Genomic DNA, 21,227 nt, shown 5'->3' on the forward strand with positions numbered 1-21,227 from the left:
AGTAAAACCGCTACTTATATACGCGGCATCACCGCAGTCATGGCTGCGCAATCCTCAAGACCATCCCGTAAGGGGCTGTCAATGGAATGCCTGGCAGGGGTTCCGACAGCTTGCTTCAAGGAGAGAATGACATGGCAAAAGTAATTGGTATCGACCTTGGAACGACAAATTCCTGCGTCGCCGTCATGGACGGCAAGGACGCGAAAGTGATCGAGAATGCCGAAGGCGCCCGGACCACCCCCTCCATGGTAGCCTTCACCGACGATGGTGAACGTCTCGTCGGCCAGCCGGCCAAGCGTCAGGCTGTCACCAACCCCACCAATACCCTCTTCGCTGTCAAGCGCCTGATCGGCCGCCGCTACGAAGATCCGACCGTCGAGAAGGACAAGCACCTTGTTCCTTTCACGATCGTCAAGGGCGATAATGGCGATGCCTGGGTCGAGGCGCAGGGCAAGGGCTATTCGCCCGCACAAGTTTCCGCAATGATCCTTCAGAAGATGAAGGAAACCGCCGAATCCTATCTTGGCGAAAAGGTCGAAAAGGCCGTCATCACCGTTCCCGCCTACTTCAACGACGCGCAGCGCCAGGCAACCAAGGATGCCGGCAAGATCGCCGGCCTTGAAGTTCTGCGCATCATCAACGAGCCGACGGCAGCAGCCCTTGCTTACGGCCTCGACAAGAAGGACGGCAAGACCATCGCCGTTTACGACCTTGGTGGCGGCACCTTCGATATCTCGATCCTCGAAATCGGCGACGGCGTCTTCGAAGTGAAGTCGACCAACGGCGACACCTTCCTTGGCGGTGAAGACTTCGACATGCGTCTCGTCGAATATCTCGTTGCCGAGTTCAAGAAGGACAACGGCATCGACCTCAAGGGCGACAAGCTTGCCCTGCAGCGCCTGAAGGAAGCTGCCGAAAAGGCCAAGATCGAACTTTCGTCCGCACAGCAGACCGAAATCAACCTGCCCTTCATCACGGCAGACGCCACCGGCCCGAAGCACCTGACGCTGAAGCTGACCCGCGCCAAGCTGGAAAGCCTGGTCGACGATCTCGTGCAGCGCACCATCGCTCCGTGCAAGGCAGCCCTCAAAGATGCCGGTGTCACCGCCGCTGAAATCGACGAAGTCGTTCTCGTCGGCGGCATGAGCCGCATGCCGAAGGTGCAGGAAGTCGTCAAGCAGCTGTTCGGCAAGGAGCCGCACAAGGGCGTCAACCCGGATGAAGTCGTCGCTCTCGGCGCTGCCATCCAGGCCGGTGTCCTGCAGGGCGACGTCAAGGACGTTCTGCTCCTCGACGTAACGCCGCTGTCTCTCGGCATCGAAACGCTGGGCGGCGTCTTCACCCGCCTGATCGAACGCAACACGACGATCCCGACGAAGAAGTCGCAGACCTTCTCGACCGCCGACGACAACCAGTCGGCCGTGACCATCCGCGTTTCGCAAGGCGAGCGCGAAATGGCTGCAGACAACAAGCTGCTCGGCCAGTTCGACCTCGTCGGCCTGCCGCCGGCACCGCGCGGCGTTCCGCAGATCGAAGTCACCTTCGATATCGACGCCAACGGCATCGTCCAGGTTTCGGCCAAGGACAAGGGTACCGGCAAGGAACAGCAGATCCGCATCCAGGCTTCCGGCGGTCTTTCCGACGCCGACATCGAAAAGATGGTCAAGGATGCAGAAGCGCACGCAGCCGAAGACAAGAAGCGTCGCGAAGGCGTTGAAGCCAAGAACCAGGCTGAAAGCCTGATCCACTCCAGCGAGAAGTCGCTGAAGGATTATGGCGACAAGGTCACGGAAGCCGATCGCACCGCGATTTCCGACGCGATCGCAGCCTTGAAGACGGCAACCGAAGCTTCCGAGCCGGATGCAGAAGACATCAAGGCCAAGACCCAGACGCTCATGGAAGTTTCCATGAAGCTCGGCCAGGCGATCTATGAATCGCAGCAGGCGGAAGCTGGTTCGGGTGATGCCTCGGCAGCAGCTGGCAAGGACGATGTCGTCGATGCCGACTACGAGGAAATCAAGGACGAAGACGACCGCAAGCGGTCTGCATAAGCGCGAACCGAAAGGTTCTCGCGGAAACTTAGATCCGGCTGCCTTCGGGCAGCCGGAAATCCATTTCCGGGGTTCTAATCCTTAATATGGCAAAAGCGGATTTTTACGAGACGTTGGGCGTCTCCAAGACGGCGGACGAGAAAGAGCTGAAAAGCGCCTTTCGCAAGCTGGCAATGCAATATCATCCGGACAAGAATCCGGACGACAGCAACGCCGAGCGGAAGTTCAAGGAAATCAACGAGGCCTACGAAACGCTCAAGGATCCGCAGAAGCGCGCAGCCTATGACCGCTACGGCCACGCCGCTTTCGAGCATGGCGGCATGGGTGGCGGTGGCGGCTTTGGCGCCGGTTTCGGCGGTGGCGGCTTCTCCGACATTTTCGAGGATATTTTCGGCGAGATGATGGGTGGCGGACGCTCGCGCGGACGCTCTTCCGGCGGTCGCGAACGCGGCGCCGATCTTCGCTACAATATGGAAATCTCGCTGGAGGAAGCCTTCAGCGGCAAGACCGCGCAGATCCGGGTTCCGACTTCGATCACCTGCGACGTCTGTTCCGGCTCGGGCGCCAAGCCCGGCACGCAGCCGAAGACCTGCGGCACCTGCCAGGGTTCCGGCCGTGTCCGCGCTGCCCAGGGCTTCTTCTCCGTCGAACGCACCTGCCCGACCTGTCATGGCCGCGGCCAGATCATTCCCGACCCCTGCACGAAATGTCACGGCCAGGGTCGCGTGACCGAGGAGCGTTCGCTCTCCGTCAACATTCCCTCAGGCATCGAGGATGGTACGCGCATCCGCCTGCAAGGCGAAGGCGAAGCCGGCCTGCGCGGTGGTCCTTCAGGCGACCTTTACATCTTCCTGTCCGTCAAGCCGCATGAATTCTTCCAGCGGGATGGCGCCGATCTCTACTGCGCCGTGCCGATCTCGATGACGACGGCGGCACTCGGCGGCACCTTCGATGTCGCAACACTCGACGGCACCAAGTCACGCGTCAGCGTTCCCGAGGGAACGCAGGTCGGCAAGCAGTTCCGCCTGAAGGGCAAGGGCATGCCGGTGCTGCGCTCCAGCCAGGTCGGCGATCTCTACATCCAGATTCAGATCGAGACGCCGCAGAAGCTGACCAAGCGCCAGCGTGAATTGCTGCAGGAATTCGAGCAGATCTCTTCGAAGGACAACAATCCCGAATCGACGGGCTTCTTCGCCCGCATGAAGGATTTCTTCGACACGTTCAGCGACTGATTCGCGAATCAAAAGTGTTTCACATGAATCCGGCCGATGATTCGGCCGGATTTTTTGTTTGGGCAGACGAATCAATCGTCCCCTTGCGAATCAGCCCCAGGTCAGCGGATCGAGCCTGAGATAGAAGGCAAGGCGCTCGCGATCCGGCTGTTCGATCTCAAGGGTCTCGAACAGGATCGAAAATGCCCTTTGCCCCTGCTCTGATGTCGACCAGCTCTCCTCGGCATTGGCAATCATCAGCGAGAGATCGACATAGCGATCCGCCTTGCCGACACGGCCGAGATCGATCAGACCGGCACATTGCAGGCTATGCGGATCGACCATGAAGTTCGGCATGCAGGCATCGCCATGGCAGAGAACTCCATCGACCACTTCTTGAGCGAGGCGCAGAGGCAAATCGCGCTCAACGCGATCAAACAGTTCGCGGGCCGATCTACCCCGATCCTCTGGCGGCAGGAAATCCGGGTTCACCGCATCCCGCGAGACCACGTCCGATGCTTTTGCGAACATGAGCGACAGGCTGCGATCGAAAGGGCATTGACCTGAAGGCAGGTCGTGAAGAGATTTGAGTTGCCGCGCCATCGATGGCCAGGCCTTCAGCAAGGCATCTCGATCCAGATCCGCAGCCGGCACGCCGGGGATAGCGGTCGTGACGAGGCACGCGCCCTCCTCGACTTCACGCCAATCGATCACCTCAGGAGTGGCAATGCCCCTGCCTTGCAACCAAAGCAGCCGGTTGCGTTCGCCGGCGAGATCCGCCGATCGGGCTGAAGAGGCGATTTTAGCATAGGCCAAGCCGTCCTCACGCCGATAGACGAGATCGCCCGATTCGCCTGTCTTCACACGCGTCCAATCGCGGCTGGTATGCGCGAGCAGTGCTTTTACAGATTCCAATGGATGGCCCCCTGCCCCAAAATCTCTCCGAGCATGGCGATATAGGTAGCGCCATGCGCCAATACCAACCGTTGCGGGAATTCAAATCCCGAGATGGCGAATCAGATTGATTCGCATAGATCCTGGCGATGATTCGCCCGGACTTTTGTTTGGAGAGCGAATCACCCACGCTCGTGGTTCGAGACGGCCCTGCGGGCCTCCCCACCATGAGGGCTATTCCTCTCGCCTTGTCTTAGCTTCCCCGGACCCGCGGCTCGCTCCACCCTCATCCTGAGCCCGTCGAAGGAAGAGGGTGGCCCCGACAGCGCTTCCTTCCGTTGTCCTCTCGAAATACCGGTAAAATCCTTGCACTTGGGCGATGTTCGGCATACCCCTCGCCCCATCGACGACGAATCCTAAGGACCGATGCCGAACAAGGTTTTCATCTCGCGCCTGAAGCTGACCGACTTCCGCAACTATGCGGCGGCGGCGCTGACGCTTGACGAGCGGCATGTAGTGCTGACCGGCGACAATGGTGCGGGCAAGACCAACCTCATGGAAGCGGTCTCGCTGCTGTCGCCAGGCCGCGGCTTGCGTCGCGCCGCCTATGCCGACGTCCCACGCGTCAATGCGCCAGGCGGATTTTCGATCTTCGCCGAACTTGAGGGCATGGAGGGCACGGTCGAAATCGGCACCGGCATCGACACCACCGATGAATCTGCCGCCCGTAGGCTCCGAATCAACGGCACGCCGGCCAAGACAGTCGATGAGCTGACCGACCATATGCGCGTTCTCTGGTTGACGCCGGCGATGGATGGCCTCTTCACAGGCGGCTCTTCCGAGCGTCGTCGCTTCCTCGACCGGCTGGTGCTGTCGCTCGATCCTGCCCACGGCCGCCGCGCCAGCGATTTCGAGCGCGCCATGCGCAGCCGCAACAAGCTTCTGTCCGAAAACCGGTTCGATCCATCCTGGCTCGGCGGTATCGAGGAGCAGATGGCAAGCCTCGGCATCGCCATGGCGATCGCGCGGCAGGAAATGCTCGGCCTTCTCTCGCGGCTGATCGCCGAAACGCGCGAGGCGACGCCGTTCCCCTCGGCAGCCCTTGAGCTTTCCGGTTTCCTCGACGGGCAATTCGACCGGCCGGCCGTCGATCTGGAAGATGCCTATGCCGACATGCTGCGCGAGGGGCGCTACCGTGATGCCGCGGCCGGCCGCACGCTGGATGGACCACACCGGGCCGATCTTCTCGTCCGCCACCGCGAAAAGGACATGGAGGCGGAGCGCTGCTCGACAGGCGAGCAGAAAGCGCTTCTCGTCGGCCTCATCCTTGCCCATGCGCGCCTGGTCGGCAACCTCACGGGCTATGCGCCGATCCTGCTGCTCGACGAGATCGCCGCCCATCTCGACGAGGGGCGTCGCGCAGCCCTCTTCGACCTTATCGACGGGCTCGGCGGCCAAGCCTTCATGACCGGCACGGACAAATCCATGTTTTCGGCGCTTGGCGAGCGCGCGCAATTCTTTACCGTGGCGCATGGCGGCATTACGAAAACCTAGCGCCTCCTCCCTAGCGATTGTGATAGACTCTCGCGCATGGATCCTTTGAGCTCAGACGAAATCAGCCGCTATCACCGCCATATCCTCCTGCCGGAGGTCGGCGGCGCCGGCCAGCAAAAGTTGAAAGCTGCCCGCGTCCTTGTCATCGGCGCCGGCGGTCTTGGTGCGCCGGTGCTGCAATATCTCGCTGCCGCCGGTGTCGGCACGCTCGGCATTGCCGATGACGACCGCGTTTCGCTGTCCAACCTGCAGCGGCAGGTCATTCACGATACCGGCACGATCGGCGAGATGAAGACGCAGAGCGCGGCCGATGCCATCGCGCGGCTGAACCCGCATGTGCGGGTCATCCGTTTCGAGGAGCGCTTCAGCCCAGATACTGCCGTGCAACACCTCGCCGGCTTCGATCTTGTCATCGATGGCTCCGACAATTTCGACACGCGCTATGCGGCTGCCGATGCGACGGAAGCAGCGCACCTGCCGCTGGTGACCGGCGCTGTCGGTCGTTTCGACGGCTCCGTTACGACGTTGAAGCCTTACGAGAGCGACGCGGACGGCAATCCCAATCCACGCTATCGCGATCTCTTTCCGGCACCACCACCGGAAGGTCTCATCCCCAGCTGCGCGGAAGCCGGGATCATCGGCGCGCTGACAGGTGTCATCGGCACGCTGATGGCGATGGAGGCCATCAAGCTCATCACCGGTATCGGCGAGCCGCTGATCGGCCGCCTGCTCCTCTATGACGGGCTTTCCACCCGCTTCGAAACCGTGCGCTATCGCCGCAAGCGCCCTCGGGTCGCGGCCGAATGAGCGACATCACGATTCGTCGCCTGGATGACGGCTTCGACCCCTGGGACGAATTGCTCGACCTTATTCTCACATCCTTCGCATACATGAATGGACGCATCGATCCACCCTCCTCCGCGCTTGCGCTGACGCCTGCAAACCTGAAGGCGAAGGCTCTCAACGAGATTGCTTATGCGGCACTGGATGGCGAGCAGTTGGTCGGCTGCATTTTCTGCCGGCCGGAGGCGGAGAGCCTATATGTCGGCAAGCTCGCCGTGCTGCCGGCGGCGCAGGGCAAGGGTATCGGCAAGCGCCTGCTCGCCCTGGCCGAGGCGACGGCGCGAGATCTCGGCCTCAAGGACCTGCGGCTGGAGACGCGGATCGAGCTGATCGACAATCACGTCACCTTCACCGCCTGGGGTTTCCGGAAGACGGCCGAAAATCGCCATGCCGGCTTCGATCGCACGACATCGATCGAGATGCGCAAGGCGATCGCCTAGCGCATCTTCATCCGTTGAACCGGGCTCTCACGCCTCGCGCGGCGGAATGCGGGTGATGCGGGCGCCCATGGCATTCAGCCGTTCCTCGATGCGCTCGTAACCGCGCTCGATCTGCTGGGCATTGTTGATGACGCTCGTGCCCTCGGCGCACATCGCCGCGATCAGCATTGCCATGCCGGCGCGAATGTCAGGGCTTTCAAGCTGGGCGGCCCGTAGCTTGGAGGGGCCGGCGACGATGGCGCGATGCGGGTCGCACAGCACGATGCGGGCGCCCATGGCGATCAGCTTGTCGACAAAGAACATGCGGCTTTCGAACATTTTCTCGAACATCAGCACGACGCCATCGCATTGCGAGGCGGTGACGATGGCGATCGACATGGTGTCAGCCGGAAAGGCCGGCCATGGCTGATCCTCGATCTTCGGAATATGGCCGCCGAAATCGGGCTGGATCTTCATCTCCTGGCCGGAGCGGATGATGAGATCATCGCCGTCGATCTGGCAGCGTATGCCCAAACGCTCGAAGGTCATGAGGGTGGAGCGCAGATGCTCGACGCCGGCGCGGCGAATGGTGATTTCCGAACCGGTAACGGCGGCAAGGCCGATCAGCGAACCAACCTCGTTATGGTCGGGGCCGATGCGATGCGACGCACCGCCGAGCCGCCGGCCACCATGGATGGTCATCATGTTGGTGCCGACGCCCTGGATCCGTGCGCCCATGGCAATCAGGAACCGTGCAAGATCCTGGACATGCGGTTCGGAGGCGCAGTTGCGCAGGATCGTCGTTCCCTCAGCGAAAACGGCAGCGCAAAGCGCGTTTTCCGTTGCCGTCACGGAGGGTTCGTCGAGGAAGACATCGGCGCCACGCAACCCTTCGGTGCGGAAGCTGTAGACGCTATTGACTTCGATCCTGGTGCCGAGCTGTTCCAGCGCCAGGAAATGCGTATCGACACGCCGGCGGCCGATGACGTCGCCGCCGGGCGGCGGCAAGGTGATTTCGCCACAGCGCGCCAGCATCGGTCCGGCCAGCAGGATGGAGGCACGGATGCGAGCGCAGAGATCGGGATCGAGATTGGCGGGACGAAGTTCGCGCGCTTCGATTTCGAGCTCGTTGCGGCCGAGCCAGCGCACCTTGGCGCCGACAGACTGGATCAGCTCCACCAGCGCCTCGACATCGCGAATGCGCGGCACGTTGCTGAGCTCGACGCGTTGATCGGTCAGAAGCGATGCGGCGATGATCGGCAGCGCGGCATTCTTGTTGCCACTCGGCTCGATCTCGCCCGACAGCTTGAAGCCGCCCTCGACCACATATTGAATCCGCTCATGCGGCAGCGCACGCGCCATCGTTTCCGCCCTTCCTGATTTGTGTTTGACGTCACCTCTGGGCCGGCTTTGTGACATACGCATGACCGGCCTAAGGCAAGAAAGATCAAATTTGAAGCCGACACTATCCGCTTCGTTTCGGCAGGAGCTTGAGGGCGATTCGCTTATCGGAACGGCAGCACGCGATTGGGCGGACGATGGCCGTCGATGAAAGTGCGGATGTTGATGATGACCTTGTCGCCCATGTCGATGCGGCCTTCGAGCGTCGCCGAACTCATATGCGGCAGGATCACCACCTTGCCCTCATTGGCGAGCTTCACCAGCTTCGGATTGACGGCAGGTTCGTTCTCGAACACGTCGAGGCCGGCACCGGCGATCTTGCCTTCGCGCAGGATCTTGATCAGCGCCGTTTCGTCGATGACGTCGCCGCGCGCGGTGTTGACGATGTAGCTCGTCGGTTGCAACAGTGCGAGGCGGCGCGCCGAGATCAGGTGGTAAGTGGCCGGCGTCGACGGGCAATTGACCGACACGATATCGACGCGGGCGAGCATCTGGTCAAGGCTGTCCCAATAGGTCGCCTCCAGCTCGTCCTCGGTCGCCGGATTGACGCGCTTGCGATTGTGATAATGGATGGAAAGACCGAACGCCTTGGCGCGGCGGGCGACAGCGGTGCCGATTCGCCCCATGCCGACGATGCCGATGCGCTTGCCGTGGATACGGCGGCCAAGCATCCAGGTGGGCGACCAGCCTGCCCATTCGCCGGGATTGTCGGTCAGCACGCGCGCACCTTCCGCCAGGCGTCGGGGCACGGCGAGGATGAGCGCCATGGTCATGTCGGCGGTGTCTTCGGTCAGCACATTCGGCGTGTTTGTCACGGTAATGCCGCGGCGGGCGGCGGCCTCGACATCGATATGATCCGTGCCGTTGGAGAAGCTCGCAATCAGCTTCATCTGCGGTCCGGCCTCGTCGATCACCTCCGCGTCGATGCGGTCGGTGACGGTCGGCACCAGCACGTCGACGGAACGGACAGCCTCTATCAATTCGTCCTTGGTGCGCGGGCGGTCATCGATATTGAGTTCGGCATCGAAGAGTTCGCGCATCCGCGTCTCCACCGCATCAGGCAGTTTGCGCGTGACGTAGACCTTCGGTTTTTTCTTCGTCGTCATGGCGAGCGGCGATGCCTTGTTCAGATGTTCTTAACCAAGAAGCGGGATAATTTTCCCGTTCCGGGCATTTCTACCAGACCCGCAGGCGAAGACAAATAAAACTCGCTGACGCGATCCGAGGATTTGCCGCTCACCGGAGCGAAAGGTCGCCGGAACGGCGCCTTTGTCATGACGAACGAACGGAAATCCCATGCGTGGCAAAGCATTGAAGTCCTGCGCCATTGTCGCAATCGGCCTGATGATGGCTGCTGCGTCAGCCGATCTTGCCGCCGCCCAGGCCGCCAAGGGGCCAAGCGGCCTGCCGCTGCCGCGCTTCGTCACGCTGAAGTCGAAGCGGGTCAATCTGCGCATCGGTCCGAGCGCCGATTACGCCGTGTCGTGGCTCTATCTCAAGCAGGGCCTGCCGGTCGAAATCATCCAGGAATATGATAACTGGCGGCGCGTGCGCGATGCCGACGGCACCGAGGGCTGGGTCAACCAATCGCTGCTGTCGGGCCAGCGCTCGGCGATTGCCGCGCCCTGGATGAAGGGCAAGGGCAAAGCCGTCTTCGTCAACATGCGCCGCGAATCCCAGCCATCCGCGGCCGTCATCGCCAAGCTTCAGCCTGGCGTGATGATGACCATCAAGGAATGCACCGGCGACTGGTGCCTCGCCACCGCCGACGGCACCGAGGGTTGGGTCGCGCAATCCGAGATCTGGGGCGCCTACCCCGGCGAAGCCTTCAAGTAACGAAACCTCACCGTTTACAGACGGCAAGCGAGCGTGCGACTTTTCCGGAGCGATGCTATATCCGGGATCGGATAGGGAGACCGGCGATCTTGGGTTATATGTTAGGCGTTTTCGGCGTTGCCATCGTCATGTTCGCATCAACGAACATAGACGACATATTCGTCCTTCTCGGCTTTTTCGCCGACCGGAAATTCCGCCTGAGGCAGATCGTCATCGGCCAGTATCTCGGCATTGGCGCACTCTATGGCTTCAGCGCCCTCGCCTCCTTTCTGGTTCTCGTCATTCCCGCCACCTATATCGGCCTGCTTGGCCTTGCGCCGATCTATTTCGGCGTCAGGCGATTGTGGGAACTCTGGAACGGCATCGAGACCGGCGACGATCCGGAAGATCATACGAAAGCTTCGGCCGGACACGGAAATATCGTGGCCGTCACGCTGGTGACGATCGCCAATGGCGGCGACAATATCAGCATCTATACGCCGATCTTCGCGACGCGCTCCGCCTACGAGATCCTCACCATCGGCTGCATCTTCGCGGTGCTGACGGCAATCTGGCTCGCTGCCGCGCACTCCCTCGTCAATCATCCGACCTTGGGCGCACCGATCCGCCGTCACGGCCACAGGATCGTGCCGTTCGTTCTGATCGCGCTCGGCATCCTCATCTTCTACGAAGCCGGGACTGCGACGCTCTTCTGGCGCTAGAACGATTCAGCTCTTCGCGGAAGCTCTGAACCGCTCTATCTCTTTGTTGTCTAGCAATTCCGGACGGAAAACCGCTCCGCACTTTTCCCGGAATTGCTGTAGCGACCGCATAAAAACAAAAGCCGCCCGGCGTCCGTGGCGGGCGGCTTTTGCGACCATGCGCGAGGGATTTCCGTCAGAGAAGCCCGAATTCCTTGCCGGCTTCCGACAGCGACCGCATCGGCCGCGGGCCGATCTGTTCGATGACGATGGCTGCAGCGAGATTGCCGAGCTTGGCGCAATCTTCCAGGCCGCGGCCCTGCGTATAGCCGAAAAGGAAGCCGGCAGCGAAAAGATCGCCGGCGCCGGTGGTATCGACGCGCTCCTCGATCGGATGGGCGTCGACGACATAGCGCTCGTTGCCGCGCACGATGACAGCGCCGTCCTTGCCTGTGGTCACGGCGGCGATCTTGCAATCGGCCGAGATCAGCTTCAGCGCTTTCTCGAAATCGTCGGTCTCGTAGAGCGACAAGGCTTCGTCACGATTGGCAAAGACGATATCGACGGTGCCGGAGCGCATGAGATCGAGGAACTCTTCGCGGTAGCGGCCGACGCAGAAGCTGTCGGAGAGCGTCATCGACATTTCCCGGCCATGGGCATGGGCGATGCGGGCGCATTCGCGGATAGCTTCCTTGGCGCGCGGCGGATCCCAGAGATAGCCTTCGAAATAGGTCACCTTGGCATCGGCAACGACCTGTTCCTCGACGTCTTCCGGACCGAGCTCGACGCAGGCGCCGAGATAGGTATTCATGGAGCGCTCGCCATCCTCGGTCACGAAGATCATCGAACGGGCGGTCGGCGGGAAGGTGCCCTTCGCCCTTGTCTCGTAATGCACGCCCTGGGCGCGGATATCGTGGGCGAAGATCTCTCCGAGCTGGTCTTCGGCGACCTTGCCGAAATAGGCAGCTCTACCGCCGAAATTCGCGACACCCGCAGCCGTATTGCCGGCACTGCCGCCAGAAGCTTCCAAGGCCGGTCCCATGCGCGAATAGAGAAGTTCGGCGCGCTCGGCGTCGATGAGGTTCATCGCGGCTTTGGTGATCTTGTTGTCGATCAGGAACTGATCATTGCAACGGGCGATAATGTCGACGATGGCATTGCCAACGGTCAGTACATCGAAGCGAGTCATCTATAGGAAGGTCCCGGATACTGGTGATAGCCGGTATCCGGTATTATCGGTTTTTCCGAAGTTTGGAAGAAAAATCCGCGCAAAGGCGGCCAACTTAATTCCAATCAGTCATTTGCCTGTCACTTTCTATCTTTAAATGCTTATCAAGCGGCTGGGATGGGAAGTTCGAAAGACTTCCAAGCCAGTCTGGGAAGGAATGATGCCTTCCGCCTCACCGGTACGCGGGCCGACCACGGATGAACTGGCGGCATGTGCACCGGGGGGACTTGTCTGGCGAGACTGGACACACAAGCGGGCGTTGCCCGCTTTTTTGTTTTTACGGGTTTCCACGCGTAGGCAAGCTGCTACAACGTCCGGATCGCCCTTCCCGAGCCACGATCTTCACGGCCCCTGTCCGGCATGTCCGAAATTCTCACCGACGTTCTTCCGGTCTTCCTGCTCATTCTCGTCGGCTGGGTGATCGTTCGCACCGGCCTGCTGAAGGCCGAGGTCGGCGAGGCCATGAGCGAGTTCGTCTTCAAAATCGCCGTGCCGCTCCTGCTGTTTCAGACCATCGCCGAGGCGAATTTTCGCGGCGCATCGCCGTTTCGCTTGTGGATCGCCTATTTCTCCGGCGTTGCCATCACCTGGACCGCCGGCCATATCGTCGCGACACGCATGTTCGGCCGGGACGCGCGGATCGGCGTGCTCGCCGGCGTTTCATCCGCTTTCGCCAATACGATCTTCATCGGCCTGCCGCTGGTCGGGCGCACCGTCGGGCCTGACGGCGTCATGGCGATGTCGATCCTGATTGCCGTGCATCTGCCAACGATGATGATCGCCGGTACGCTGCTGATGGAGCAGGCTGAGCGCAAGGAGAATCCCGGCGCCGGCCGCAGCATCGGCGAACTGCTGCAGCAGGTCGGCAAGAACCTCGTGCGCAATCCGCTCGTCATCGGGCTTTTCTGCGGCCTGATCGTGCATCTGACCAGCCTTCCGATCCCTGCGACGCTTGGCACCGCTATCGACAGCATTGCCAATATCGCCGGCCCGGCAGCGCTGATCTCGCTCGGCATGGCGCTGCGCCAATACGGGATGTCAGGCAATCTCGGCATTACCAGCGTGATTGCCGCCTTCAAGCTTTTTCTGCTGCCGGCCTGTGTGCTGGCGGCCGGTCTTCTCCTCGGCCTCAGCCCGGAATGGCGGGCCGCGCTGGTGCTCACGGCCGCCGTTCCTACAGGTGTGAACGCCTGGCTGATTGCCAATCGCTTCGGCGTGGGCCACAGTCTAGCCGCCTCGACGATTACCTTGACGACGGCGCTCGGGGCATTCTCGGTGTCGCTTTGGGCCTATCTGCTCGGATAGCCGAGGCTCGAATCCGCCGATCGCAACAGCATCTCTCCGCTTTCGGAGACGCAGGCGTAAAAATGGTCATAGTTTTGCGCATCCCGGCCTTCCCACCCGGAGCGCAGCAAAGGATGGCACATGAATATTGCAGCTCCAGTCACCAATCCCGCGTCAGCCTATTCGCAGAAGGTCTTCGTGCTCCAGGGCGGCGGCGCCCTTGGCTCTTATCAAGCCGGCGCCTTCCAGGCGCTCAGAGAACAGAATATCGAGCCGGACTGGATCGCCGGCATCTCGATCGGCGCGATCAATGCCTCGATCATGGCCGGCAATGTGCCCGGCGAGCGGCTTGAGAAATTGCGCTCCTTCTGGAACAAGGTGACGGTTCATCTTCCCGTCGACATGCTGATGGAAGATCGGCGCGAGACCAACCCCTTCTATCGCTCGGTCAGCAGCTGGTGGGTTTCGACTTTCGGCGTGCCCGGCTTCTTTTCCCCCTGGCAGATCCCCGCCTGGTTCCAGGCGCGTGGTTCGGCGGGCGCGACCAGCATCTATGATACCGAGCAGTTGCGCCAGACGCTGCTCGATCACGTCGATTTCGATCGTATCAACCACGGCCCGGTGCGCTTGAGCCTCGGTGCGGTCAATGTCCGCACCGGCAATTTCGCCTTCTTCGACAACAAGGATATCAAGATCGGGCCTGAGCACGTGATGGCGAGCGGCGCCTTGCCGCCCGGTTTTCCCGCGGTCAAGATCGGCAACGAGCACTACTGGGATGGCGGACTGGTCTCGAACACGCCCTTGACCTACGTGCTGCGCAATGGCGCCGCAATCGACACGGTCGTCTTCCAGGTCGACCTTTTCAGCGCCGTCGGGCCGCTGCCGCAGGATCTGGAAGAGGTTGAGGAGCGGCGCAAGGACATTACCTATTCGAGCCGCACCCGGCTCAACACTGATCTCTTTCTCGAGCGTCATCGCCTGCGGCGCGCCATATCCGAGCTTTACGCGCGGCTTCCCGAGGAGGCCAAGGCCGATCCGGAAATCAAGAAGCTGGAACAACATTGCTCGGATTACGGCGTGACGATCATCCATCTGATCTACCGCAACAAGCAGTTCCGCTCGCATTCGAAGGATTACGAGTTTTCGGCGCTGTCCATGCACGAGCATTGGGATGCCGGATTGCGCGATGCCCGCAAGGCGCTGGTCGCAGAAGACTGGCGCATGCCTCCAAGCGCCGAGGACGGATTGAAGGTCTTCGACCTCGATCAGCGGACGCGCTCCCGCCGGCATTCAATCTGAATAACAACGCGAAAAGCCCGGCCCTGACGGCCGGGTTTTTCAATCACGCTTGTGACTTGTCTTAGTTCGTGGCGGCCGGTGCGTTCGGATCCGGCAGCGGCACCTGCGTATCGGCGAGCGTGCGCAGATAAGCGATTACGTTGGCGCGATCTTCTTCCTTCGGCAGGCCAGCAAAGCCCATCGCCGTGCCGGCGACGAATTTCTTCGGAGCGGCCAGGAAGTGATAAAGGTGGTCATAGGTCCACTTTTCCGCGCCACCCTTGGAGAAGTCCTTCATGCCGGACGAATAGGCGAAGCCCTCGTGCTCGGCGACCGGGCGGTCGACAATACCCCAGAGATCGGGGCCGACCTTGTTCGGCCCGCCCTTCTCTCCGGAATGACAGGCCTGACACTTCTTGAAGATCGTCTCGCCGACCTTGGCGTCAGCCTTCTGCAGCAGCTGAGCGATCGGCGTATCCGGCTTGGCGGCGGCGGCCTTGTCGCCTGCAGCCGGTTCCTCGGTTGCGACGATCGCGAAACCGGGCTTTTCCGGCGTCTCTGAATGGAAAATAAATCCTGACGCGAGCGACACGGACTTCAACACGAACAGCGTGGCCAAAAGCGCCCCGACTCCCATGTTCACGTAGGATGAATTCATCTGCTATGCTCCCCTCGCCGCCAGCATCCTCCGCTGGCCCATCTTGAATTCGCGCGAAACCTATGTCTTTTGGCTGTTTCTTGCAACTCTGTAAACGGTCTCCACCATGAGACGTTTTGACACTTTTCCCTCGGGAATAGAAGGCCCAACAATGACTGATTCAAATTTAGACAAGACGCTGGTCCTCATTCCCGCCCGCATGGCCTCCACGCGCCTGCCGGGCAAGCCGCTCGCTGATATTTGCGGCCTTCCCATGATCGTACAGGTTGCCAAGCGTGCGCGCGAGGCGGCGATCGGTCGCATCGTCGTCGCCGTCGACCATGAGGATACCTATGCCGCCGTTGCCAATGCCGGCTTCGACGTCGTCATGACGGGCAAGGATCATCAGTCCGGTTCGGACCGCATCTATGAGGCGCTGCAGGCCGTTGATCCGCAGGGCCGCGCCGAAATCGTCGTCAACGTGCAGGGCGACCTTCCCACAATCGATCCCGACACCATCCGCGCGTCGCTGCGCCCGCTCGAAAACCCGGCTGTCGACATCGCCACACTGACGGTCGAGATCAAGGACGAGGAAGAGAAGACCCTGCCGAGCGTCGTCAAGGTCATCGGCTCGCCGATCTCGGATAACCGCCTGCGCGCGCTCTACTTCACTCGCGCCACCGCACCCTACGGCAATGGGCCGCTCTACCACCACATCGGCCTCTACACCTATCGTCGTGCCGCACTCGAGAAATTCGTGAGCCTCGGCCCATCGACGCTGGAACGGCGCGAATCACTGGAGCAGTTGAGGGCTCTGGAGGCCGGCATGCGCATTGATGTCGAGATCGTTGACACGGTCCCGCTCGGTGTCGATACTCCCGCCGACCTCGAAAAGGCCAGACGTATCCTCTCAGCCGCCTCCCTCTGATGCGGCATTCCCCCAAGGGCAGCTCCATGATTACCAAGACCAACAAGATCTCCTTCCAGGGCGACTACGGTGCCAATTCAGACATGGCCAGCCGTGACATGTTCCCGACCATGGAGCCGCTGCCCTGCCAGACCTTCGAGGATGCGCTGACCGCCATCGACAATGGCGACGCAGATCTCGGCATGATTCCGATCGAGAATACGATCGCCGGCCGTGTCGCGGACATTCACCATCTGCTGCCGGAATCGCGCCTGCATATCGTCGGCGAATATTTCATGCCGATCCGTTTCCAGCTGATGGTCCTGCCCGGCGTCAAGAAGGAAGAGATCCGCACGGTGCACAGCCACATCCATGCGCTCGGACAGTGCCGCAACATCGTGCGCGCCAACGGCTGGAAGCCTGTTATCGCCGGCGATACCGCGGGTGCCGCCAAGCTGGTGAAGGAAACCGGCGATCGCAGCATGGCGGCACTGGCGCCGCGCCTCGCTGCCGATCTCTACGGGCTGGAAATCATCGCCGAGAATGTCGAAGACACCGAAAACAACATGACGCGCTTCGTCGTCCTGTCCCGCGACGAGAATTGGGCGGAGCGCAGCTCGCCCGACGAAAAGATCGTCACGACCTTTGTCTTCAACGTCCGCAACATTCCAGCCGCGCTCTACAAGGCGCTCGGCGGCTTTGCCACCAACGGCATCAACATGACCAAGCTCGAAAGCTATCAGCTCGGCGGCCGTTTTGTCGCAACGCAGTTTTATGCCGATATCGAGGGCCACCCTTCAGATCCGCATGTGCGCCGCGCACTGGAGGAACTGCGCTTCTTCTCCGAAAAGGTCCGCATCCTGGGCGTCTACAAGGGCCATCCGACGCGGGGCGATCTCTAACATTCGGCGCGAACCCGGGCCATCTCGTGGTTCGAGGCATCGCCGCTTTCGCTCCGCTTAACGGCGCTGCACCTCACCATGAGGTGGAGCGCGCCCTATGGCGAGGCACAAAAGACCAGTCCTCATGGTGAGGTGCGGAGCTCAAAGAGCGAAGCCTCGAACCACGAGGGCGGGTGACGGTATCGTTTGATTTCCAACCGCTAGCTATTCCTCAGCCTTGGTCACGACCTCGATGCGATGGCCATCCGGATCGATGACGAAGGCGGCAAAATAATTCGGACCGTAATGCGGCCTGAGACCTGGCGGCCCATTGTCCGTGCCGCCATGAGCCAATGCGGCCCTATGGAAGAGGGCGACAGCCTCGCGGCCCGGTGCGGCGAAGGCGAGATGAAAGCCCGGGCCTGGCGCATGAGCCTCTTTGCCGCGCAATTTGATGGCGAACTTATCGCCCCCACCGGGCACACCATATCCTATGGCCTGATTGGGATCGCCGGGACTCAAGTCGTCCCAGACCCTGACATAGCCGAGCGGGGCGAAGACTGCGTCGTAGAACGCAGCAGCTTTCTCGATATCGGAAACACCGAACGAAATATGATGGAGCAATTGGTCCTCGCATGGCTCTGGATTTAGCGATCAGTTTCTTCCGTGAAAACCGGAAGTCAACTCGAATGAAGGACGCGAGTCCTTTGTGAGAGCTGCCGGTTTTACATGGATGCAGGAGATAGCACAGGCCTAGCCCACCCGGGCAGAACTTCAACATCTGGCACAAATCCGGGCCACCTCGTGGTTCGAGGCATCACCGTTTTCGCTGCGCTTAATGGTGCTGCACCTCGCCATGAGGTGAATCATGCCCTGTGGCGGACACAAAGGATCAGCCCTCATGGTGAGGTGCGAAAGCCCGAAGGGCTGCAGCCTCGAACCACGAGGGCGGGTGGTTAGGCCACATTCACTTATCCGGCTCACAGACCCGAAGGCGGTGACCGTCCGGATCGAGCACGACGAAGGTCGGGCCGAAATCCATCGTCGTCAGCTCCTGCGCGATGGGCAAGCCACGTGCCTTCCAATCCCTATAGTGCTGCTCGACGGCGCCGGCGCCTTCGACCATGAAGCCCAGCTCGCCGCGATTGCCGATCGCGGAGGGTTGCGGCTCGACGCTGCTGCGACGCCAGAGACCGAGGCTCAGGCCGTTATCGAGCGAGAAAGCCACGAAGTTCGGCGACGCAAAGGCCGGCTCGCGGCCGAACAGGTCGCGGTAGAACGGCGTGCTTTCGCCAGGGTCTTTGACATAGAAGATGATGAGATTCGGGCTGGTCATCTGGATAGTCCTCTTGTTTTGATGGATTTAAGGGCATGCGGGTGCATTTCGGCGAGCGAGGCCCGCCGGAGATGGTTTTGTCGGTGCACGTTGAGCGCTTGCGAAGATGCGTTTCCAAAGCGCACTGCGCTGTTCGGATCAGCGTCTTGCGCTCCGTTTTTTGATTGTGTGCATGTTATCGTAGAGGTCGCGACGAGCTTCTGTGGCTCGCCTCAACGCATCCGGTCTTCCTCGCGGTAAGGTGCGCAGCCATCCAGGAAGCCCAGATCCCGCTTCACGGAATTCGGCGCTTCCTCGATATCGAGACGGTTCCACCGGCGGGTGAAATAGCCAAACGCAATCTGCGAGAGGCGAGCCAGCCATGCCGGCGTTGGAGGACCTTTGCCTTCGTGCGCCTTGATACCACCGCGATGCGTTTGTTGCGTGAAAACATTGCTTGCCATGATCGGTCCTCCTTCCTGCTTGGATGGAACCGATAATAGCCAAGCCTACTGACAGTTTCTGGCAGTAGCGTTATGCCGACAGGTCAATTGTGGACCATGCCCTCCCGCGCCTGCCATTCTCTGGCGAGGGCGACACGGCGGCGCGGGTAGCGCGCCTCCAGCACCGCGAAGTCGACGATACGGTCGGCGCGGAAATGGCGATAATCCTGGCGCAGTTCGCACCAGGCCATGATGATGCGCGCATTGTCGAAATAGCCGAGCGCGAAAGGCCAGATACGCCGGGTCGAGATGGCGCCGTTTACATCGCCATAGGTCAGCTGCACCATGCGTTCCGTCTGGATCGCCTTGCGCATCAGGGAAAGATCGGCCTTGTCTTCGGTGATGCGACGCGTACCGACGACCACCGCCGCCTGATCGACCGCATCGCGAAGATCCGCAGGCAGCACCGCGGCGATCTTGGCGAGCGCATCGGCGCCGGCGGCTGCCAGACGGGCGTCAGTTGCGCGCGCCACCCATCGCGACCCCAGCACCAGGGCTTCAATCTCGTCCTGCGAAAACATCATCGGCGGCAGCATGAAGCCGGGTTTCAGCACATAGCCAATGCCCGGCTCGCCCTCGATCATGGCGCCCTGCGATTGCAGGCTGGCGATATCGCGATAGAGCGTGCGCAGGCTGACGCCGGTTTCCTCCGCCAGAACGGCGCCGCTGACCGGACGGCGATAGCGCCGCAGCGTCTGCAACAGCGTCAGCAAGCGTTCCGAGCGGGCCATGGCGGAATGAGACCTAGCGTTTCCATTCCACCCAATCGCGCATCAGGCGATGGGCGATGGCGCCCTTGGGTGGAGATGTATTTCCGGAGGCAGAGACGCGATCCAGCATGGCAAGCGTCTCTTCCGGGGTGAACCAGCGGCAATCCTCAAGCTCGGCTTCGTCCATATGGATCTCCGTCGACTTCGCCTCGGCGTAGCAGCCGATCATCAGCGAATGCGGCATGGGCCATGGCTGGGAGGCATGATAACGCACGCGGCCAATGTGGATGCCGGATTCCTCATGCGTCTCGCGACGCACCGCATTCTCGATGGTTTCGCCCGGCTCGACGAAACCGGCGAGACAGGAATACATGCCCGGCGCGAAATGATGGCTGCGGCCGAGCAGGCAGAGATTCTTTTCCTCATCGATTGTGAGCATGATGACGACCGGATCGGTGCGCGGAAAGATCATGTGTTCGCAGGCCGTACAGACCCGCTTGTAGCCGCCGATGCGGCTTTCCATGACCGAACCACAGCGACCGCAGAAGCGGTTGTCGCTGTTCCAGCGGATGAGGCTCATGCCCTGCGCCGCTTCGCCGAGGATTTCGCCCTCCAGCAGCAGATCGCGCCAAAGCGAGCGCATGTCGGCCGGTTTGTACTGGCAGGCAAGCTCGTCGGCATTGACGCGCACGGGCACGGCAAGCCTGGGTTCGCCGGTCTTACGATAGCCGAGAAGCACGGCCTCGTCCCAATTCGGATCGAGATCCTTCAGCTCGTAGCGGGCAAACAGCGGGTCGAGCACCTGGCCGTCGTGCTTCAGCACAAGCCGATCCTGGGCGAAGGCCAGAATATGCGTGCCTTCCTTGGCGAGCGCGTGTTTTATCGATTCCTCGTCGCGATGCTCGGCATCCCGGTTGAGCTGGTTTTCCGCAAAGGCGGTGAGACTGCTTGGTTCCGGATGCGGGGCATCCGAGGAAAAGATGGAATGGCTCATTGTGAAAGCGTTTCCCGCAACTTGGCTATGAGGCTGTTCATGTCTTCGTCCGAATAGGGTTCCGCCTTGCCGTAGCCCCAGACCGGGCCTGGCCAGTTGGCATCACCTTCGAACCGCGCGATGACATGAACATGCAGCTGACGGACGATATTTCCAAGTGCCCCGACATTGATTTTTGTCGCCCCCGTCACCGTCTTCAGCGCGCTTGCGACCTTATCCGTTTCGAAGGTCAGCAGGATCCGGTCGAGCGGGGTCAGCTCGAAAACCTCCGATTTGTCGGGCCTGCGGGGGATCAGCACGAGCCATGGCCAGCGGCGATCCTTCATCAGCCGCACGTCGCAAAGGCCTGTGATCGCCACGGAAACGCTGTCATTCGCAAGACGATCGTCGAGCGTAAACTCCTTCAAGGGGGCATCCTCCATTGTTTTATCAAATGTTTAGCAGTTTTTTTTGACCTTGGCTTGCTTTTGATGGCGATATTGCCGATATGTGCATCCGGGAGGTTGGTGGTGGACGAGCCACTCGCCAACCGGGTCAGGTCCGGAAGGAAGCAGCCCTAACGAGCCCGGCACGGGTCATTCGTGCCAGCCTCCCACCCTTT

At 61.1% G+C, this 21,227-nt stretch carries 22 protein-coding genes and 1 other RNA gene; 12 read left to right on the forward strand and 11 right to left on the reverse strand.

Annotated features, from left to right (window positions below; genetic code table 11):
- Window positions 1-131 precede the first annotated feature (131 nt).
- Window positions 132-2,051 (forward strand): molecular chaperone DnaK, encoded by a 1,920-nt coding sequence (gene dnaK, locus AC13Q5_RS33535; RefSeq protein ID WP_075856794.1) that lies wholly within the window; start codon window positions 132-134, stop codon window positions 2,049-2,051.
- Between the two features lie 86 nt (window positions 2,052-2,137).
- Window positions 2,138-3,283 (forward strand): molecular chaperone DnaJ, encoded by a 1,146-nt coding sequence (gene dnaJ / locus AC13Q5_RS33540; RefSeq protein ID WP_075856793.1) that lies wholly within the window; start codon window positions 2,138-2,140, stop codon window positions 3,281-3,283.
- Window positions 3,284-3,373: 90 nt separating this feature from the next.
- On the opposite strand, the gene AC13Q5_RS33545 is transcribed toward dnaJ, so the two are convergent.
- On the reverse strand, window positions 3,374-4,177 hold the full coding sequence (locus AC13Q5_RS33545; protein ID WP_488504727.1) for an APH(3'') family aminoglycoside O-phosphotransferase: 804 nt from the start codon (window positions 4,175-4,177) through the stop codon (window positions 3,374-3,376).
- A 405-nt stretch (window positions 4,178-4,582) separates the two neighbouring features.
- Between AC13Q5_RS33545 and recF the strand changes: the two genes are divergently transcribed.
- The 3 genes from recF to AC13Q5_RS33560 are packed head-to-tail and all read left to right on the forward strand — an operon-like array spanning window position 4,583 to window position 6,993.
- Window positions 4,583-5,710 (forward strand): DNA replication/repair protein RecF, encoded by a 1,128-nt coding sequence (gene recF / locus AC13Q5_RS33550; protein WP_488504728.1) that lies wholly within the window; start codon window positions 4,583-4,585, stop codon window positions 5,708-5,710.
- 36 nt (window positions 5,711-5,746) lie between these two features.
- Window positions 5,747-6,517 (forward strand): molybdopterin-synthase adenylyltransferase MoeB, encoded by a 771-nt coding sequence (locus tag AC13Q5_RS33555; RefSeq protein ID WP_488504729.1) that lies wholly within the window; start codon window positions 5,747-5,749, stop codon window positions 6,515-6,517.
- Between the two features lie 5 nt (window positions 6,518-6,522).
- Window positions 6,523-6,993 (forward strand): GNAT family N-acetyltransferase, encoded by a 471-nt coding sequence (locus AC13Q5_RS33560; protein WP_488504788.1) that lies wholly within the window; start codon window positions 6,523-6,525, stop codon window positions 6,991-6,993.
- A 27-nt stretch (window positions 6,994-7,020) separates the two neighbouring features.
- Here the strand turns inward: AC13Q5_RS33560 and murA are convergent, their stop codons facing one another.
- Both murA and AC13Q5_RS33570 read right to left on the reverse strand, forming a co-directional pair.
- Window positions 7,021-8,334, reverse strand: coding sequence for a UDP-N-acetylglucosamine 1-carboxyvinyltransferase (gene murA, locus AC13Q5_RS33565; protein WP_488504730.1), 1,314 nt, complete (start codon window positions 8,332-8,334; stop codon window positions 7,021-7,023).
- A gap of 143 nt (window positions 8,335-8,477) precedes the next feature.
- The gene (locus tag AC13Q5_RS33570) at window positions 8,478-9,479 is read right to left on the reverse strand and encodes a 2-hydroxyacid dehydrogenase (RefSeq protein ID WP_075856787.1); all 1,002 of its coding nucleotides are present in this window, start codon (window positions 9,477-9,479) and stop codon (window positions 8,478-8,480) included.
- 190 nt (window positions 9,480-9,669) lie between these two features.
- On the opposite strand from AC13Q5_RS33570, the gene AC13Q5_RS33575 reads away from it, so the two are divergent.
- Together AC13Q5_RS33575 and AC13Q5_RS33580 are read left to right on the forward strand one after the other, a co-directional pair.
- On the forward strand, window positions 9,670-10,209 hold the full coding sequence (locus AC13Q5_RS33575; RefSeq protein ID WP_075856786.1) for an SH3 domain-containing protein: 540 nt from the start codon (window positions 9,670-9,672) through the stop codon (window positions 10,207-10,209).
- A gap of 98 nt (window positions 10,210-10,307) precedes the next feature.
- Complete coding sequence (locus AC13Q5_RS33580) at window positions 10,308-10,910, forward strand: cadmium resistance transporter (RefSeq protein WP_488504789.1); 603 nt, start codon at window positions 10,308-10,310, stop codon at window positions 10,908-10,910.
- A gap of 175 nt (window positions 10,911-11,085) precedes the next feature.
- Here the strand turns inward: AC13Q5_RS33580 and AC13Q5_RS33585 are convergent, their stop codons facing one another.
- The gene (locus tag AC13Q5_RS33585) at window positions 11,086-12,078 is read right to left on the reverse strand and encodes an adenosine kinase (protein WP_075856784.1); all 993 of its coding nucleotides are present in this window, start codon (window positions 12,076-12,078) and stop codon (window positions 11,086-11,088) included.
- A 399-nt stretch (window positions 12,079-12,477) separates the two neighbouring features.
- Between AC13Q5_RS33585 and AC13Q5_RS33590 the strand changes: the two genes are divergently transcribed.
- Window positions 12,478-13,422, forward strand: a complete 945-nt coding sequence (locus tag AC13Q5_RS33590) for an AEC family transporter (RefSeq protein WP_075856783.1) — start codon at window positions 12,478-12,480, stop codon at window positions 13,420-13,422.
- A gap of 120 nt (window positions 13,423-13,542) precedes the next feature.
- A complete protein-coding gene (locus tag AC13Q5_RS33595; protein ID WP_457878093.1) occupies window positions 13,543-14,700 on the forward strand; it encodes a patatin-like phospholipase family protein in 1,158 nt (385 codons plus the stop codon).
- 61 nt (window positions 14,701-14,761) lie between these two features.
- Here the strand turns inward: AC13Q5_RS33595 and AC13Q5_RS33600 are convergent, their stop codons facing one another.
- Complete coding sequence (locus AC13Q5_RS33600) at window positions 14,762-15,337, reverse strand: c-type cytochrome (protein ID WP_075856781.1); 576 nt, start codon at window positions 15,335-15,337, stop codon at window positions 14,762-14,764.
- 151 nt (window positions 15,338-15,488) lie between these two features.
- Here AC13Q5_RS33600 and AC13Q5_RS33605 point away from each other — a divergent pair, with 151 nt between their 5' ends.
- Complete coding sequence (locus tag AC13Q5_RS33605; protein WP_488504731.1) at window positions 15,489-16,244, forward strand: 3-deoxy-manno-octulosonate cytidylyltransferase; 756 nt, start codon at window positions 15,489-15,491, stop codon at window positions 16,242-16,244.
- Window positions 16,245-16,270: 26 nt separating this feature from the next.
- On the forward strand, window positions 16,271-17,125 hold the full coding sequence (locus AC13Q5_RS33610; protein ID WP_075856810.1) for a prephenate dehydratase: 855 nt from the start codon (window positions 16,271-16,273) through the stop codon (window positions 17,123-17,125).
- Between the two features lie 204 nt (window positions 17,126-17,329).
- Here the strand turns inward: AC13Q5_RS33610 and AC13Q5_RS33615 are convergent, their stop codons facing one another.
- The 6 genes from AC13Q5_RS33615 to AC13Q5_RS33640 all read right to left on the reverse strand — a co-directional run bounded on the left by AC13Q5_RS33615 (window position 17,330) and on the right by AC13Q5_RS33640 (window position 21,033).
- A complete protein-coding gene (locus AC13Q5_RS33615) occupies window positions 17,330-17,728 on the reverse strand; it encodes a VOC family protein (protein ID WP_075856779.1) in 399 nt (132 codons plus the stop codon).
- 343 nt (window positions 17,729-18,071) lie between these two features.
- Window positions 18,072-18,440: a VOC family protein gene (locus AC13Q5_RS33620; protein WP_457878094.1), complete on the reverse strand. Its 369-nt coding sequence runs from the start codon at window positions 18,438-18,440 to the stop codon at window positions 18,072-18,074.
- A 212-nt stretch (window positions 18,441-18,652) separates the two neighbouring features.
- The gene (locus AC13Q5_RS33625; RefSeq protein ID WP_488504733.1) at window positions 18,653-18,883 is read right to left on the reverse strand and encodes a hypothetical protein; all 231 of its coding nucleotides are present in this window, start codon (window positions 18,881-18,883) and stop codon (window positions 18,653-18,655) included.
- A gap of 83 nt (window positions 18,884-18,966) precedes the next feature.
- Window positions 18,967-19,653, reverse strand: coding sequence for a helix-turn-helix transcriptional regulator (locus AC13Q5_RS33630; RefSeq protein WP_075856776.1), 687 nt, complete (start codon window positions 19,651-19,653; stop codon window positions 18,967-18,969).
- A gap of 13 nt (window positions 19,654-19,666) precedes the next feature.
- Window positions 19,667-20,626 (reverse strand): NAD(+) diphosphatase, encoded by a 960-nt coding sequence (gene nudC, locus AC13Q5_RS33635; RefSeq protein ID WP_075856775.1) that lies wholly within the window; start codon window positions 20,624-20,626, stop codon window positions 19,667-19,669.
- Entirely contained in the window at window positions 20,623-21,033 is a 411-nt protein-coding gene (locus AC13Q5_RS33640; RefSeq protein WP_083961492.1) for an HIT family protein, read from the reverse strand. Before AC13Q5_RS33640 ends, nudC begins: the two co-directional genes overlap by 4 nt.
- Before the next feature lie 91 nt (window positions 21,034-21,124).
- On the opposite strand from AC13Q5_RS33640, the gene ffs reads away from it, so the two are divergent.
- An RNA gene (gene ffs, locus AC13Q5_RS33645) (signal recognition particle sRNA small type) lies at window positions 21,125-21,222 on the forward strand.
- Window positions 21,223-21,227 lie beyond the last annotated feature (5 nt).

It is taken from the genome of Martinezella sp. CNPSo 3964 (assembly GCF_057784375.1).